This window comes from Pseudomonas sp. MIS38 (assembly GCF_019891575.1).
In the GTDB taxonomy this organism is placed as follows: Bacteria; Pseudomonadota; Gammaproteobacteria; order Pseudomonadales; family Pseudomonadaceae; genus Aquipseudomonas; species Aquipseudomonas putida_A.
In genome coordinates, this window is the sequence record NZ_JAFLXF010000014.1 from 23,974 (window position 1) to 39,345 (window position 15,372).

Here is a 15,372-nt window from a genome sequence, read left to right on the forward strand (position 1 = left end):
CTCCCTGACCCCAGGGTCGCCGGGCACGCCTAACCGGCTGATGAGGTACCACACAAGATGTTTAGTTTTATTGCCCGCCGACTGGGGTTGTTGATCCCCACGTTTTTCGGCATCACCTTGCTGACTTTCGCGTTGATTCGCATGATTCCGGGCGACCCCGTGGAAGTGATGATGGGCGAACGTCGGGTCGACCCCGAAATGCACGCTCAGGCAATGGAACGCCTAGGTCTGAACAAACCGCTGTATGCCCAGTACCTGGACTACATCGGCAAACTGGCCCACGGCGATCTCGGCGAATCCCTGCGTACCCGTGAGAGCGTATGGACCGAGTTCACCTCCCTCTTCCCGGCGACCCTGGAACTGTCCATGGCCGCCCTGCTGTTTGCCGGCATCCTCGGTCTTCTGGCCGGGGTGATTGCGGCTCTAAAGCGAGGATCCCTGTTCGACCATGGGGTGATGGGCATCTCCCTGGCGGGGTATTCGATGCCGATCTTCTGGTGGGGCCTGATCCTGATCATGTTCTTCTCGGTGAGCCTGGGCTGGACCCCGGTGTCCGGACGGATCGACCTGCTTTACGACATCGAGCCGCGCACCGGTTTCATGCTGATCGACACGCTGCTGGCCGATGACATGGGCGCATTCCTCGATGCCCTGCATCACCTGATCCTGCCGGCCATCGTGCTCGGCACCATTCCGCTGGCGGTGATCGCGCGGATGACCCGTTCGTCGATGCTCGAAGTGCTGCGTGAAGACTACATCCGCACCGCCAAGGCCAAAGGCCTGTCGCCCTCGCGCGTGGTGTTCGTGCACGGCCTGCGCAACGCGCTGATTCCGGTGCTGACCGTGGTCGGCCTGCAAGTCGGCACCCTGCTGGCCGGTGCAGTCCTGACCGAAACCATTTTCTCCTGGCCCGGCATCGGTAAATGGCTGATCGAAGCCATCGGCGCCCGGGACTACCCGGTTGTGCAAAACGGCATCCTGTTAATCGCCTGCCTGGTGATTCTGGTCAACTTCGTAGTGGACATCCTCTACGGCTTTGCCAACCCACGCATCCGTCATCAGCGCTGAGGTCCATACCATGAGCACTCCAACATCCTCAGTAGCCACTTCCGCTCCAAACGCGGATCAAAGCCTGCTGTACCCGTCACCGTACAAAGAATTCTGGCAAGCCTTTTCCAAGAACAAGGGCGCGGTTGCCGGCCTGCTGTTCATGCTGCTGGTGATTTTCTGCGCGATCTTCGCGCCGTGGGTCGCCCCGCATAACCCGAGCGAGCAATACCGGGACTTCCTGCTGACGCCACCGGCGTGGCTCGAAGGCGGGCAGATGCAGTTCCTGCTCGGCACCGATGAACTGGGCCGCGACCTGCTGTCACGGCTGATCCAGGGTTCGCGCCTGTCGCTGCTGATCGGTCTGTCGTCGGTGGTGATGTCGCTGATCCCGGGGATCCTGCTGGGTCTGTTCGCCGGTTTCTTCCCGAAAATGATCGGCCCGACCATCATGCGTCTGATGGACATCATGCTGGCCCTGCCGTCCCTGCTGCTGGCTGTGGCGATCGTCGCCATCCTCGGCCCTGGCCTGATCAACACCGTGATCGCCATTGCTGTGGTATCGCTGCCGTCCTACGTGCGTCTGACCCGTGCTGCGGTAATGGGCGAACTGAACCGCGACTACGTGACCGCCGCGCGTCTGGCCGGTGCCGGTCTGCCACGTCTGATGTTCATCACCGTGCTGCCCAACTGCATGGCGCCGCTGATCGTGCAGGCCACCCTGAGCTTCTCCTCGGCGATTCTCGATGCCGCCGCCCTGGGCTTCCTCGGCCTTGGCGTACAACCGCCAACCCCTGAATGGGGCACCATGCTGGCCTCGGCCCGCGATTACATCGAACGCGCCTGGTGGGTCGTGAGTCTGCCTGGTTTGACCATTTTGCTCAGCGTGCTGGCAATCAACTTGATGGGCGACGGTCTGCGCGATGCGCTGGACCCGAAACTCAAGAACGCCGCCTGAGGAGATTCCCATGTCACTGCTAGAAATCAAGAATCTCAACGTTCGCTTCGGCGACAAAACCGCGACACCCGTTGTCGATGGCCTCGACCTGAAAGTCGACAAAGGCGAAGTCCTGGCCATCGTTGGCGAATCGGGTTCGGGTAAATCCGTGACCATGATGGCGCTGATGGGCCTGATCGAGCATCCCGGCATCGTCACCGCCGACTCGCTCAGCTTTGACGGCAAAGACATGCTCAAGCTGAGCAATCGCCAGCGTCGGCAAATCGTCGGCAAAGACCTGTCGATGGTGTTCCAGGACCCGATGACCGCGCTGAATCCGAGCTACACCGTCGGTTTCCAGATCGAAGAAGTGCTGCGTCTGCACCTGAAAATGTCCGGCAAGCAAGCGCGCAAACGCGCCATCGAACTGCTGGAAAAAGTGGAGATCCCGGGCGCCGCCAGCCGTATGGACGCCTACCCGCACCAACTGTCTGGCGGTATGAGCCAGCGTGTCGCGATTGCCATGGCGATTGCCGGCGAACCGAAACTGCTGATCGCCGACGAACCGACCACGGCACTCGACGTAACCATTCAGGCACAGATCATGGATCTGCTGCTGGCGTTGCAGAAAGAACAGAACATGGGCCTGGTGCTGATCACTCACGACCTCGCGGTTGTGGCCGAAACCGCCCAGCGCGTGTGCGTGATGTACGCCGGCCAGGCTGTCGAAGTCGGTCAGGTGCCGCAACTGTTCGACATCCCGGCACACCCGTACAGCGAAGCGTTGCTCAAGGCGATTCCGGAACACAGCCAGGGCGCCGAGCGTCTGGCGACACTGCCGGGCATCGTCCCGGGCCGTTATGACCGCCCGCAGGGTTGCCTGCTGTCGCCGCGCTGCCCGTACGTGCAGGACACCTGCCGCGCGCAGCGTCCGGCCCTTGATCCGAAAAGCAACAGCCTCGCGCGCTGCTTCTTCCCGCTGAACCAGGAGGTGGCGTAATGGCCGTCGTACTTACCGCCCGCGACCTGACCCGTCACTACGAAGTCTCCCGTGGCCTGTTCAAGGGGCACGCCACCGTACGCGCGCTCAACGGCGTGTCGTTCGAACTGGAAGCCGGCAAGACCCTCGCCGTAGTCGGCGAATCGGGCTGCGGCAAATCCACCCTCGCCCGCGCCCTGACCCTGATTGAAGAGCCGTCGTCCGGTTCGTTGAAAATCGCCGGCCAGGAAGTGGCTGGCGCCGACAAGGCCCAGCGCAAACAACTGCGCAAAGACGTGCAGATGGTATTCCAGAGCCCGTACGCGTCGTTGAACCCACGGCAGAAAGTCGGAGACCAACTCGGCGAGCCGCTGCTGATCAACACCAACCTGTCCGCCGCCGAACGCCGCGAAAAAGTCCAGGCGATGATGAAGCAGGTCGGCTTGCGTCCCGAGCACTACCAGCGCTATCCGCACATGTTCTCCGGCGGTCAGCGCCAGCGGATCGCTCTCGCCCGGGCGATGATGTTGCAACCGAAAGTGCTGGTGGCGGATGAGCCGACCTCGGCACTGGACGTGTCGATTCAGGCCCAGGTGCTGAACCTGTTCATGGATCTGCAGCAAGAGTTCAACACGGCGTACGTGTTCATCTCGCACAACCTGGCGGTGGTGCAACATGTGGCCGATGACGTGATGGTGATGTACCTCGGTCGCCCGGTGGAAATGGGCCCGAAAGACGCTATCTACGAACGTCCGCTGCACCCGTACACCCAGGCGTTGCTGTCGGCGACCCCGACCATTCACCCGGACCCGAACAAGCCGAAAATCAAGATCGTCGGCGAATTGCCCAACCCGCTGAACCCGCCACCGGGCTGCGCGTTCCACAAGCGCTGCCCGTACGCGACCGAGCGTTGCAGCACTGAAGAGCCGTTGTTGCGTGAATTGGATAATCGCCAGGTGGCCTGCCACTACGCCGAGCAATTCCTCGACGGCGCCGCCTGATTAACGGCGGACGAAATTGTGGGAGCGGGCTTGCTCGCGAATGCGGTGTGACAGTCACTGATAATGGTGACTGGCTCACCGCTTTCGGGAGCAAGCCCCCTCCCACAGGGAACTTGAGTTGTCGCTAAAGCGTTAACCAAACCCCTTCTCCCCCGATTGCGCATCAGTCGGGGAAGAAGGGGTTTTCTTTTGCCGGCGATTTACGACTGGCTGTCGCCTTCGTCATCGTCAGTGTCCGGCTCGTCAGTGGTCGAGTCGTCATCATCCTTGCTGCCGCCCTGATCCTGATCGCCCGGTTCGGATTCCGACTTGGCCAGCATGACCACACCGGCTTGTCCGTGGGCTGCGTTAAACCCCTGTGATGGTGTGGCAGAACTTGCCCACGCCGCCGTAGTGTCAAGCGTCAACATCACCAAAACCTTAAGCAACAGCACAATGCGTTGAAAAATGCTCATAGCCATTTCCATCCTTTCGTGGTTGAAGCCTGGGGTGCCGATCCGGCGCTGAATGAAATCTAGTTCCGATCAGTCCGGTTCACCAGATAGGACGCTGACCAACCCCGGGAAATGCCCCGGTACGGCAGATCACTTGTGAATAACCGCTATAACCGAATCAGCTAAGCGAGGCCGTGCGTTTGCTGGTGGCCAGCACTTTGGCCTGGGTCGATGAGCGCGTCGCCAGGCAGATCAGCGGCAAGGTCAACAACGCCAGTGTCGCGCTTGCAAGCCATACACTGTGGCCGCCGAAGCGACCATACAACTGACCACTCAACACCGGCGACAGCAATGCACTGGCGCTCCAGCTCATGAAAAACAGGCCGAAATACTGGCCGCTTTTGCCGCCCTGCGCATGCCGCATGACCAGCACATTCATCGGCGGCATGAAAAAAGCTTCACCCAACGTCCAGATCACCGTCGACAAACACACGTAAAACAGCCCCGAACCAAACGGCAGCATTCCCAACCCGACCGCCAGCAACACACAACCCGCCAGCAATTGCCGACGCAAGCCCCAGCGCTCGCCCCAATGCGTCAGTGGTATCTGCAGCGCCACCACCAGCATCGCGTTAAGCCCGAACTGCCAGCCGATGGCCTCGGTGCTTAAGTGGTAGTAGTCGCGCAGATAGTTGCCCAGCGTGCTGTAAACCGTGTCGAAGGCCATCCCCAGCAACACGGCCGCACCGAGCAGCCAGAGGAACGCCGCGTCGCGCAACGGTGTGCCAGTGCCAGCCTCGGTCACCTCATCGGGCTCGAGCACCTCACGGTGCCAGGTAGTGCGCACAAACCACAGCAACGCCAGCAACGTCATCGCCGCACTGACAAAAAACACCCAACGGAAATCCATCTGCGCCAACACCCCGCCCGCCACACCTGCGGCGGCCATGCCAAGGTTGCGCGCCACCCGGCTCAAGGCCTGCGCGCGCGAGCGTTGAGCGACTTCGCAGTACTCCATGATCAGGCGTTGGTGCAGGGTGCGAATGGCCCCATCGATCGTCCCGCTGAGCAACAGCAATGCCGCAAGCAACGGCACTTGCGAGACCAGCCCCAGCAGGATCAACACCCACACCGAAACAAAGAACAGCGTCGCCGTCAGCCGCGCCGTGCGCACATGATCACTGAGCAGCCCACCGAGCATCGAACCGACCAACAACCCGGCACCATAGGCCGACAGCAACCAGCCGACGGTTTCAATCGCCAGCCCCAGCTCCTGACGCAGATACAGCGCCATGAACAACTTGACCATGCTGCTCAGACGATTGATGAACAGCAACGCCGCAAGCACCCAGGCCATCAGACTGAAATAGCCATTGGGGCGCAGCAGATGGATGAGGTTGCGCGTCATTCCATTGACCTCTCAAAGCGACTGGCGTGACCTGGAACACTAACGTCCAGCGCGCCGGTTGTCGCGTTCAAGAACCTTGAGATCTCAAAATACGGATTCGTCCTACAGTCCCTGCAAGGAGCTTCCTTCAGTCGCTCAATTGGATTAGAGAAACTGGTCGGCTGTCAGGCCGCCATCGCCAGCAGGCTGGCTCCTACAGTGGGAATGGGTGCGGTCAGCTGGAGACTGGTCGGCTGTCAGGCAGCCTTCGCGAGTAAGCCCGCTCCCACAGGTTGAACCCGGTGTATTCAGGTAGAGATTGGTCGGCTGTCAGGCCGCCTTCGCTGGCGAGCCAGCCCCCACAGAAGAGCCTGAGCCGAACGCATGCTTTTCACCACTCAAATGGCCGAGTGTCAGCTCGCCGAAAGCTTTTGATCTTGATCCACGGGCGACGTCGGAAGGCTGAGTGGAGGGATTGATCCGGGGGTGGGAGCGCAGCGACCGTTTGGCGAAGCCAAACACAGCGAGAGGAGGTGCAGCGAAGCAAACCGTAGGCGCTGCGCCCGGATCAGTCCCGCAACGAAGGGACCCCGAGCCCCAGCGAGCGGGCCGAACGCAGGAGCAAGCGTTTTTGGTTACTTTTGAGGCGTTTGTCAAAAGTGACCCGCCGTAAGGGCGGAACCCTAATCCGCCATCACCTAAAAAACGGATATGTACACAAAAAAACCAAGAACCTGGTCGGCCCAAAGGCCGCCAAGACAAAGCCCAAAAAAAGCCCCCAAGGCCTACACCTCAGGGGCTCCAGACAACCCAGCTCAGCGCTTAATGATGCTCACGCGTCGCACGGAATTTCACATCCGGCCACCGTTCTTCCATCAACGCCAGGTTAACCCGCGTCGGCGCCAGGTAGGTCAGGTGCCCACCGCCATCCAGTGCGAGGTTCTCCACCGCCTTGTTGGAAAACTCCTCAAGCTTCTTCTTGTCGCTGCACTCGATCCAGCGCGCGGAGTAAACAGTGATCGGCTCATACGAGCACTCAACCTTGTATTCCTCCTTCAAACGACTGGCGACCACATCAAACTGCAGCACACCCACGGCGCCAAGAATGATGTCGTTGCTGCGCTCCGGGAAGAACACCTGGGTCGCGCCTTCTTCGGCCAACTGCTGCAGACCCTGACGCAACTGCTTGGACTTCAGCGGATCACGCAGACGCACACGACGGAACAGCTCCGGGGCGAAGTGCGGGATACCGGTGAAACCGAGGACTTCACCTTCGCTGAAGGTGTCGCCGATCTGGATCGTGCCGTGGTTATGCAGACCGATGATGTCGCCGGCGAACGCCTCTTCCAGCTGTTCACGCTCGGAGGAGAAGAACGTCAGGGCGTCGCCGATGCGCACGTCCTTGCCGGTACGCACGTGGCGCATCTTCATGCCTTTCTCGTACTTGCCGGAGCAGATACGCATGAAGGCGATGCGGTCGCGGTGTTTCGGGTCCATGTTCGCCTGGATCTTGAAGATGAAGCCCGAGAACTTCTCTTCCACCGGCTCCACGGTACGTTCGTTGGCGACACGGGCCAGCGGACGCGGTGCCCAGTCAACTACAGCGTCGAGCACGTGATCGACACCGAAGTTGCCCAATGCCGTACCGAAGAACACCGGAGTCAGTTGACCGTCGAGGAACTCCTGCTGGTTGAACTCGTGGCAGGCGCCCTGCACCAGTTCCAGCTGTTCGAGGAAGCGATCGTACTCGTCGCCCAAGTGCGCGCGCGCCTCGTCGGAATCGAGCTTCTCGATGATCTTGGTTTCGGTGCGTTCGTGACCGTGACCGGCGGTGTAGACAATGATGTAGTCGTCGGCCAGGTGGTACACGCCCTTGAAGTCGCGGTAGCAACCGATCGGCCAGGTGATCGGCGCTGCCTTGATCTTCAGGACGGCTTCGATTTCGTCGAGCAGTTCGATCGGGTCGCGGATGTCACGGTCGAGTTTGTTGATGAAGCTGACGATCGGCGTGTCACGCAGACGGCAGACGTCCATCAGGGCGATGGTCCGTGGCTCAACGCCTTTACCGCCGTCGAGGACCATCAATGCCGAGTCGACCGCCGTCAGGGTGCGGTAGGTGTCTTCGGAGAAGTCTTCGTGGCCCGGTGTGTCGAGCAGGTTGATCATGTGTTCGCGATACGGGAACTGCATGACCGACGTGGTAATGGAAATACCCCGCTGCTTCTCCATCTCCATCCAGTCGGATGTCGCATGGCGGTCGGATTTACGGGATTTCACCGTACCGGCCACTGCAATCGCCTTGCCCATCAACAGGAGCTTTTCGGTGATCGTGGTTTTACCGGCATCGGGGTGGGAAATAATGGCGAAAGTGCGGCGTTTCGCGACTTCGGCGGCCTGGTTGGTCATGGGAAATCGCCTGGCGGTGATTCAAAAAAGGGCCGCGATTATAGCCCAACTCGATGCAATAACCGAACCGTTGAGCACATTAAGGGTGGCCAAATGCTGCCCCAGATGGGAACCTTTTAAAGCACGGAGACGTCCATCCCCTGTTACGACATTTCGTCAGGGGCTGAAAAATCAGCAAGTTAGCCTGACGAGGCTGCGCTCATGGCTCGCTTTCAGACCGCTTGTTGCCGGTGCTGAAGGAGCTGCTTCTCGCGAACGTTTATTCCCGGCAGCCAAGGCTTGGCATGCCACACGGGAGAGCGTTCGCCGACTATAAAAAAGGAGTCCGCCTGTGGCTATCCGCTATGGCAAAGGGCTGATGGGAGGTGCGGTGGTTATCGCGCTCCTGGCCCTGCTGATCCACTGGATCGGCATCAACACGATCGAACACTACCGCGACGATTTGTTGTTTTACCTGCAAGCTCATCTGATTCTCGTCCTCGCTTCAATGCTGGCCGCCCTGGTCATGGGCATCCCCGCCGGTATCTTCCTCAGTCGCCCGACCATGGTCGGCCGCGCTGAACGCTTCATGCAGATCTTCAATATCGGCAACACCGTGCCACCGCTGGCTGTACTGGCGATTGCCCTGGGGGTTCTCGGCATCGGCAGTGGTCCGGCGATCTTCGCTCTGTTCCTCGCGTCCCTGTTGCCGATTGTGCGCAACACCTACGAAGGTCTGAAAAACGTCCAGGGTTCGCTGAAAGAAGCCGCCGTCGGCATCGGCATGACCCCGCGCCAGGTGTTGTGGAAAGTCGAATTGCCCAACGCCGTGCCGATCATCATCGGTGGCGTGCGCGTGGCACTGGCGATCAATGTCGGCACCGCGCCGCTGGCCTTCCTGATCGGCGCCAACAGCCTCGGCAGCCTGATCTTCCCTGGCATCGCCCTGAACAATCAGCCGCAACTGCTGCTCGGCGCCGCGTGCACCGCGCTGATGGCCCTGCTGCTCGATGGCGTGGTCACCCTCGCCAGCCGTCTCTGGCTGGAACGCGGTTTGCGCCCGTCTTAAGGCTTTTGCGAAGGAATACTTATGAAACGATTTAGCTTGATCTTAGGCTGCATCATGCTGTTCGCAGGATTTGCCCAGGCGGCGGAAAAACCGCTCATTCGCCTCGGCGCCCGGGTGTTCACCGAGCAGACCCTGCTCGCGGAAATCACCGCGCAATACCTGCGCAGCAAAGGCTACGACGCGCAGATCACCGGCGGTCTGGGCAGCAACCTCGCCCGCAGCGCTCACGAAAGCGGACAACTGGACATGCTCTGGGAATACACCGGCGTGTCGCTGGTGGCCTACAACCATGTCACCGAGAAACTCGACAGCGAACAGTCCTACGCCCGGGTCAAAGAACTCGACGCGAAAAAAGGCCTGGTCTGGCTGACCCCGTCGAAATTCAGCAACACCTACGCCCTCGCCCTGCCGAAAAAAGTCGCCGAGGAGTATCCGCAGATCAACACCATCAGTGACCTGAACAAGGTGCTGCGCGATGAGGCCAAGACCAATCACCTGGTGGCGCTGGACACCGAGTTCGCCAACCGCTCCGACGGTCTGGACGGCATGGTCAAGCTCTACGACATGAACCTGACCCGCAAGAACATCCGGCAGATGGACGCCGGGCTGGTCTACACCGCGCTGCGCAACGGCCAGGTGTTTGCCGGTCTGGTCTACACCACCGACGGTCGCCTCAACGCCTTCGGCTTGAAGCTGCTGGAAGACGACAAGCACTACTTCCCCGACTACACCGCCGCGCCGGTGGTGCGTCAGGCGTATCTGGACAAGCACCCGCAACTGGCCGAGCAACTCAAGCCGCTGGCGCAACTGTTCGACGACGAAACCATGCGCCAGCTCAACGCGCGGGTCGATGTCGATCACGAAAGCCCATCGAAAGTCGCCGCGGATTTCCTGCGCCAGCACCCACTCAACTAAGGAGGAAAAGTCATGGAATTTCTCAACGCCTTTTCCCACCTCGACTGGCAGCAGGTGATGCACCTGACCTGGCAGCACATCACCCTGGTCGGCATCGCGGTAACGCTGGCGATTCTCATCGGTGTGCCGCTGGGCATTCTGATGACGCGCTTCCCGAGCCTCGCCGGTCCCTTGCAGGCCAGCGCCACGGTGCTGCTGACCGTGCCGTCGATTGCCCTGTTCGGCCTGCTGCTGCCGTTCTACTCCAAATTCGGCCAGGGCCTGGGGCCGATGCCGGCGATCACCGCAGTGTTCCTCTATTCGCTGCTGCCGATCATGCGCAACACCTACCTCGCCCTGACGGGCGTCGAGCCGGGCATTCGTGAAGCTGCACGCGGCATCGGCATGACCTTCGGCCAGCGCCTGCGCATGGTCGAATTGCCGATTGCGGTGCCGGTGATCCTCGCCGGGGTGCGCACCGCGGTGGTGATGAACATCGGCGTGATGACCATCGCCGCGACCATCGGCGCCGGTGGCCTTGGCGTGCTGATCCTCGCCTCCATCAGCCGCAGCGACATGTCGATGCTGATCGTCGGCGCGCTGCTGGTCAGTCTTCTGGCGATCTTCGCCGACCTTCTCCTGCAGTGGCTGCAACGTACGCTGACTCCAAAAGGACTCCTCAAATGATCGAACTTCAAAACCTCAGCAAGACCTTCCAGAGCAACGGCAAAGATGTCAAAGCCGTGGACTCGGTGAGCCTGACCGTCAATGAAGGCGAAATCTGTGTGTTCCTCGGGCCATCGGGTTGCGGCAAAAGCACCACGCTGAAAATGATCAACCGCCTGATCAAGCCGACCTCGGGCAAGATCCTGATCAACGGCGAAGACACCACCGACCTCGACGAAGTGACCCTGCGCCGCAACATCGGCTACGTGATCCAGCAGATCGGCCTGTTCCCGAACATGACCATCGAAGAGAACATCGTCGTGGTGCCGAAACTGCTCGGCTGGGACAAACAGAAATGCCACGACCGCGCTCGCGAACTGATGAGCATGATCAAACTGGAACCCAAGCAGTATCTGCATCGCTATCCGCGTGAACTGTCCGGCGGCCAGCAACAGCGCATCGGCGTGATCCGCGCACTGGCGGCGGATGCGCCGCTGTTGCTGATGGACGAGCCGTTTGGTGCGGTCGACCCGATCAACCGCGAGATGATCCAGAACGAGTTCTTCGAGATGCAGCGGGCGCTGAACAAGACCGTGATCATGGTCAGCCACGACATCGACGAAGCGATCAAACTCGGCGACAAGATCGCGATTTTCCGCGCCGGCAAACTGCTGCAGATCGACCATCCGGACACGCTGCTCGCGCACCCGGCGGACGACTTTGTCAGCAATTTCGTCGGCCAGGACAGCACCCTCAAACGCCTGCTGCTGGTGAAGGCCGAAGACGCCGCCGACAATGCGCCTTCGGTCAGCCCGGAAACCCCGGTGGCCGATGCGCTGGAGTTGATGGACGAGCATGACCGCCGCTACGTGGTGGTCACCTGTGCCGAGAACAAGGCGCTGGGCTATGTGCGTCGTCGCGACCTGCACCGCCAGACCGGCACCTGCGCGCAGTATCTGCGTGAGTTCAACGCCACCGCGGCGTACGACGAACATCTGCGCATCCTGTTGTCGCGCATGTACGAATTCAACCGTTCGTGGCTGCCGGTGATGGATGCCGAGCGGGTGTTCCTCGGTGAGGTGACGCAGGAGTCGATCGCAGCCTATCTGAGCTCGGGGCGTTCGCGCGGGATGAAGACCAATATCGTCTCGCCGGCTGAGGCTGTAATCGCGTAAAAACTCCAAACCTGTGGGAGCGGGCTTGCTCGCGAATGCGTAGTGGCCGTCGGCGGTGATGTCGGCTGTGAAAATGTCTTCGCGAGCAAGCCCGCTCCCACAGGATTCGTGCAATTTCCTGATGATTCGCAGGGCGGAAAAGAATCTCAACAGCTGCGTTCACAGAACCTCTGCAAACTCCCGCTCCAAAACGGCCAAAATCCCCCTCACATCCCCCTCTCGCCGCCAACGTCGTCGATGTTGCGCCTATCGCACTTACCCACGAGTTAGTCGACAAAAGCCGCGAACGTGCAGGTATTTTTAACACATGAAAATTCCCCGGGAACATCTGTCCGTCATCTGGGTCGGCTACAAAGAGTGATATCCGCGACGTACGTCAGAAGCGTGCAAAAACGCGACATTTTTAGTTGATCTCAGGCCCCTCACGCCCTAAAGTTCGCGCCGAACGTCCATGCTGGAAACGATCCATCCGGCTCAAGTACTGACGACGAGACAGCAAGGCCAAGGGCAGATACGCCCGTGGCCTTTTTGCTTTCGGCGACATGCCTTGGGAAGTAGGCGAACCAAAGTGGGGATACGGAGGACGTTCATTTACACCCATGTTTTTACCCGTTTGCCCATAGGAGCACTCCAGCATGTCGATCCAGGTCGAAGACTATTTCGCGCGCGAAACCTTTCAGAAAATGAAGGCGTTCGCCGACAAACAGGAAACCCCGTTCGTGGTGATCGACACCGCGATGATCGCCCAGGCCTACGATGACCTGCGCGCCGGTTTCGAATTCGCCAAGGTCTACTACGCGGTCAAGGCCAACCCGGCTGTCGAGATCATCGACCTGCTCAAAGAGAAAGGCTCGAGCTTCGACATCGCCTCCATCTATGAGCTGGACAAAGTGCTGAGCCGTGGCGTCAGCCCGGACCAGATCAGCTACGGCAATACCATCAAAAAGTCCAAGGACATCCGCTACTTCTACGAGAAGGGTGTGCGCCTGTTCGCCACCGACTCCGAAGCCGACCTGCGCAACATTGCCAAGGCTGCGCCGGGTGCGAAAGTCTATGTACGTATCCTCACCGAAGGCTCGACCACCGCTGACTGGCCACTGTCGCGCAAGTTCGGCTGCCAGACCGACATGGCCATGGACCTGCTGATCCTCGCCCGCGACCTGGGCCTGGTGCCGTACGGCATCTCGTTCCACGTCGGTTCGCAACAGCGCGACATCAGTGTCTGGGACGCGGCGATCGCCAAGGTCAAAGTGATCTTCGAGCGCCTGAAAGAAGAAGACGGCATCCACTTGAAGCTGATCAACATGGGTGGCGGCTTCCCGGCCAACTACATCACCCGTACCAACAGCCTGGAAACCTACGCCGAAGAGATCATCCGCTTCCTGAAAGAAGACTTCGGCGATGACCTGCCGGAAATCATTCTGGAACCGGGCCGTTCGTTGATTGCCAACGCGGGCATTCTCGTCAGCGAGGTGGTACTGGTTGCACGTAAATCCCGCACCGCCGTTGAGCGTTGGGTGTATACCGATGTGGGTAAATTCTCCGGACTGATCGAAACCATGGACGAGGCGATCAAGTTCCCGATCTGGACCGAGAAGAAAGGCGAGATGGAAGAAGTGGTCATCGCCGGCCCGACCTGCGACAGCGCCGACATCATGTACGAGAACTACAAGTACGGTCTGCCGCTGAACCTGGCCATTGGTGACCGTCTGTACTGGTTGTCGACCGGTGCGTACACCACCAGTTACAGCGCCGTCGAATTCAATGGCTTCCCGCCGCTGAAATCGTTTTACGTGTAAGCGCTGAAGCCATAATGCAAAAAGCCCATGACGTGTCATGGGCTTTTTTGTATGTCGATGCAATCCATTGTGGGAGCGGGCTTGCTCGCGAATGCGGTGGGCCAGTGCGGATGATGATGACTGACGCAACGCCTTCGCGAGCAAGCCCGCCCCCACAGGGTTATGCAGTGCGGCTTAACTCATCGGCGCGAAGCTGATATCTGGATGCCATCCCCCGGATTCCGGGATCTGTCGCACTGAACAGTGCCTGACTCGCTACTCGCAGGAAATTCAGATTGCCGCCGAGCAAGGCTTTCTCTAGCCAATCGACCGCCTCATCAATCCGCCCCTCGCCCGCCAAAACTGCAGCAAAACTGAACTGCCCACGAAAATCCCCAGCCTCGGCCGAACGTCGATACCAATCGCGCGCTGCCAAAGGATCCGCCGGGCACACCTGCCCTTCTTCCAGATAGCGCCCCAGCAGATTCATCGATTTCGCATGGCCCAATTCAGCCGCGCGCCGATACAGCGCCAACGCCTGTTGATGATCCACCGCCACGCCCCGCCCGGTGGCGAGCAGATTGGCGAGGTTGTACATCGCCCAATCCAGTCCGGCTTGCGCCGCGATCCGATAGTGCTGTGCGGCAATCGCCGCATCTGCCGAACACCCCCAGCCATGCTCATGACAACGCCCGAGCATGTTGCGCGCCATCAAATGCCCGCGCCCGGCCGCGATGCCGAACCAGCGCAGCGCCAGCGGCTGATCCTGCGCGATGCCCTGTCCATCCAGAAGAATCTGTCCAAGCAACGCCTGCGCTTCAACTTCGCCCTCACCCGCCGCGAGCAAAATCGCTTGTGCGGCACGGGCCGGACTTTCGCCGAGCATGGCACTAAGTTGTTCGCCGCTGAGGATTTCCTCGCGACGCAGCAGGAAACTCATACCTCGACCCAGCGCCGCAGCAGGTTGTGATACGTACCGGTGAGGCGGATCAGCGAAGGATGATCGGGCATGTCTTGAGTCAGTTGCTGAATCGCCCCGTCCATCTCGAACAACAACGCGCGCTGACTGTCTTCGCGCACCAGACTTTGCGTCCAGAAGAACGACGCATAACGCGCACCCCGCGTGACCGCGTTGACCTTGTGCAGGCTGGTTCCGGGATAGAGCACCATGTCGCCGGCGGGCAGTTTCACCCGTTGCGTGCCGAAGGTGTCCTGAATCTCCAGCTCGCCACCGTCGTAATCCTCGGGTTCGCTGAAAAACAGTGTGGCCGACAGATCGGTGCGCACCCGCTCGATGCTGCCTTTGGGCTGACGCACGGCGTTGTCGATGTGAAAGTCGAAACTACCGCCCGCCGTGTAGCAGTTGAGTAACGGCGGGAATACTTTGTGCGGCAGCGCGGCCGACATGAACAGCGGATTTTTCCACAACCGTTCGAGCATCGCTGCGCCGATTTCTTTGGCCAGTGGATGGCCTTCCGGCAGTTGCAGATTGTGCTTGGCCTTGGCCGACTGATAGCCGGCGGTGATCTTGCCATCGGCCCAATCCGCCTGCTCCAGCGCCTCGCGGATGCGCTGCACTTCTGCTTTGGCGAACAGGCCGGGGATGTGCAGCAGCATGGC

The 15,372-nt window shown here is 60.2% G+C and carries 14 protein-coding genes; 9 read left to right on the top strand and 5 right to left on the bottom strand.

Going from position 1 to position 15,372, the window contains the following annotated elements; all coding sequences use genetic code 11:
- Positions 1–57 precede the first annotated feature (57 nt).
- From J1G18_RS16845 to J1G18_RS16860, 4 genes are read left to right on the top strand one after another with little or no spacing between them, the layout of a single operon-like run.
- On the top strand, positions 58–1,068 hold the full coding sequence (locus J1G18_RS16845; RefSeq protein WP_007953665.1) for an ABC transporter permease subunit: 1,011 nt from the start codon (positions 58–60) through the stop codon (positions 1,066–1,068).
- A gap of 10 nt (positions 1,069–1,078) precedes the next feature.
- Entirely contained in the window at positions 1,079–2,005 is a 927-nt protein-coding gene (locus tag J1G18_RS16850) for an ABC transporter permease subunit (protein WP_007966702.1), read from the top strand.
- A 10-nt stretch (positions 2,006–2,015) separates the two neighbouring features.
- Positions 2,016–2,984: an ABC transporter ATP-binding protein gene (locus J1G18_RS16855; protein ID WP_134785427.1), complete on the top strand. Its 969-nt coding sequence runs from the start codon at positions 2,016–2,018 to the stop codon at positions 2,982–2,984.
- Positions 2,984–3,964 (top strand): peptide ABC transporter ATP-binding protein, encoded by a 981-nt coding sequence (locus J1G18_RS16860; protein WP_027610810.1) that lies wholly within the window; start codon positions 2,984–2,986, stop codon positions 3,962–3,964. The genes J1G18_RS16855 and J1G18_RS16860 overlap by 1 nt, the downstream gene beginning before the upstream one ends.
- Before the next feature lie 200 nt (positions 3,965–4,164).
- Here the strand turns inward: J1G18_RS16860 and J1G18_RS16865 are convergent, their stop codons facing one another.
- The 3 genes from J1G18_RS16865 to J1G18_RS16875 all read right to left on the bottom strand — a co-directional run bounded on the left by J1G18_RS16865 (position 4,165) and on the right by J1G18_RS16875 (position 8,191).
- The gene (locus J1G18_RS16865) at positions 4,165–4,419 is read right to left on the bottom strand and encodes a hypothetical protein (protein WP_223008105.1); all 255 of its coding nucleotides are present in this window, start codon (positions 4,417–4,419) and stop codon (positions 4,165–4,167) included.
- A 157-nt stretch (positions 4,420–4,576) separates the two neighbouring features.
- Positions 4,577–5,806 carry an MFS transporter gene (locus J1G18_RS16870; RefSeq protein ID WP_223008106.1) on the bottom strand — a complete coding sequence of 410 codons (1,230 nt, stop codon included), beginning with the start codon at positions 5,804–5,806 and terminating at the stop codon, positions 4,577–4,579.
- Positions 5,807–6,607: 801 nt separating this feature from the next.
- The gene (locus J1G18_RS16875; RefSeq protein ID WP_223008107.1) at positions 6,608–8,191 is read right to left on the bottom strand and encodes a peptide chain release factor 3; all 1,584 of its coding nucleotides are present in this window, start codon (positions 8,189–8,191) and stop codon (positions 6,608–6,610) included.
- A gap of 358 nt (positions 8,192–8,549) precedes the next feature.
- Between J1G18_RS16875 and J1G18_RS16880 the strand changes: the two genes are divergently transcribed.
- From J1G18_RS16880 to J1G18_RS16900, 5 genes are all read left to right on the top strand, one after another.
- Positions 8,550–9,239 (top strand): ABC transporter permease, encoded by a 690-nt coding sequence (locus J1G18_RS16880; RefSeq protein ID WP_223008139.1) that lies wholly within the window; start codon positions 8,550–8,552, stop codon positions 9,237–9,239.
- A 21-nt stretch (positions 9,240–9,260) separates the two neighbouring features.
- The gene (locus J1G18_RS16885) at positions 9,261–10,154 is read left to right on the top strand and encodes a glycine betaine ABC transporter substrate-binding protein (RefSeq protein WP_027610805.1); all 894 of its coding nucleotides are present in this window, start codon (positions 9,261–9,263) and stop codon (positions 10,152–10,154) included.
- Positions 10,155–10,166: 12 nt separating this feature from the next.
- Entirely contained in the window at positions 10,167–10,820 is a 654-nt protein-coding gene (locus tag J1G18_RS16890; protein ID WP_007965673.1) for an ABC transporter permease, read from the top strand.
- Positions 10,817–11,974 carry a betaine/proline/choline family ABC transporter ATP-binding protein gene (locus J1G18_RS16895; protein WP_027610804.1) on the top strand — a complete coding sequence of 386 codons (1,158 nt, stop codon included), beginning with the start codon at positions 10,817–10,819 and terminating at the stop codon, positions 11,972–11,974. Before J1G18_RS16890 ends, J1G18_RS16895 begins: the two co-directional genes overlap by 4 nt.
- Positions 11,975–12,609: 635 nt before the next feature.
- A complete protein-coding gene (locus tag J1G18_RS16900) occupies positions 12,610–13,773 on the top strand; it encodes a type III PLP-dependent enzyme (RefSeq protein ID WP_039769212.1) in 1,164 nt (387 codons plus the stop codon).
- Positions 13,774–13,933: 160 nt separating this feature from the next.
- On the opposite strand, the gene J1G18_RS16905 is transcribed toward J1G18_RS16900, so the two are convergent.
- Together J1G18_RS16905 and J1G18_RS16910 are read right to left on the bottom strand one after the other, a co-directional pair.
- Positions 13,934–14,692: a tetratricopeptide repeat protein gene (locus J1G18_RS16905; protein ID WP_223008108.1), complete on the bottom strand. Its 759-nt coding sequence runs from the start codon at positions 14,690–14,692 to the stop codon at positions 13,934–13,936.
- Positions 14,689–15,369: a Fe2+-dependent dioxygenase gene (locus tag J1G18_RS16910; RefSeq protein WP_027610799.1), complete on the bottom strand. Its 681-nt coding sequence runs from the start codon at positions 15,367–15,369 to the stop codon at positions 14,689–14,691. The genes J1G18_RS16905 and J1G18_RS16910 overlap by 4 nt, the downstream gene beginning before the upstream one ends.
- Between the last annotated feature and the right edge of the window lie 3 nt (positions 15,370–15,372).

What these genes read in the sequence shown, in the direction of transcription:
- J1G18_RS16845 (WP_007953665.1), top strand. Translation starts at nt 58, where the DNA reads ATGTTTAGTTTTATTGCCCGCCGACTGGGGTTGTTGATCCCCACGTTT.
- J1G18_RS16850 (WP_007966702.1), top strand. Translation starts at nt 1,079, where the DNA reads ATGAGCACTCCAACATCCTCAGTAGCCACTTCCGCTCCAAACGCGGAT.
- J1G18_RS16855 (WP_134785427.1), top strand. Translation starts at nt 2,016, where the DNA reads ATGTCACTGCTAGAAATCAAGAATCTCAACGTTCGCTTCGGCGACAAA.
- J1G18_RS16860 (WP_027610810.1), top strand. Translation starts at nt 2,984, where the DNA reads ATGGCCGTCGTACTTACCGCCCGCGACCTGACCCGTCACTACGAAGTC.
- J1G18_RS16865 (WP_223008105.1), bottom strand. Translation starts at nt 4,419, where the DNA reads ATGAGCATTTTTCAACGCATTGTGCTGTTGCTTAAGGTTTTGGTGATG.
- J1G18_RS16870 (WP_223008106.1), bottom strand. Translation starts at nt 5,806, where the DNA reads ATGACGCGCAACCTCATCCATCTGCTGCGCCCCAATGGCTATTTCAGT.
- J1G18_RS16875 (WP_223008107.1), bottom strand. Translation starts at nt 8,191, where the DNA reads ATGACCAACCAGGCCGCCGAAGTCGCGAAACGCCGCACTTTCGCCATT.
- J1G18_RS16880 (WP_223008139.1), top strand. Translation starts at nt 8,550, where the DNA reads ATGGGAGGTGCGGTGGTTATCGCGCTCCTGGCCCTGCTGATCCACTGG.
- J1G18_RS16885 (WP_027610805.1), top strand. Translation starts at nt 9,261, where the DNA reads ATGAAACGATTTAGCTTGATCTTAGGCTGCATCATGCTGTTCGCAGGA.
- J1G18_RS16890 (WP_007965673.1), top strand. Translation starts at nt 10,167, where the DNA reads ATGGAATTTCTCAACGCCTTTTCCCACCTCGACTGGCAGCAGGTGATG.
- J1G18_RS16895 (WP_027610804.1), top strand. Translation starts at nt 10,817, where the DNA reads ATGATCGAACTTCAAAACCTCAGCAAGACCTTCCAGAGCAACGGCAAA.
- J1G18_RS16900 (WP_039769212.1), top strand. Translation starts at nt 12,610, where the DNA reads ATGTCGATCCAGGTCGAAGACTATTTCGCGCGCGAAACCTTTCAGAAA.
- J1G18_RS16905 (WP_223008108.1), bottom strand. Translation starts at nt 14,692, where the DNA reads ATGAGTTTCCTGCTGCGTCGCGAGGAAATCCTCAGCGGCGAACAACTT.
- J1G18_RS16910 (WP_027610799.1), bottom strand. Translation starts at nt 15,369, where the DNA reads ATGCTGCTGCACATCCCCGGCCTGTTCGCCAAAGCAGAAGTGCAGCGC.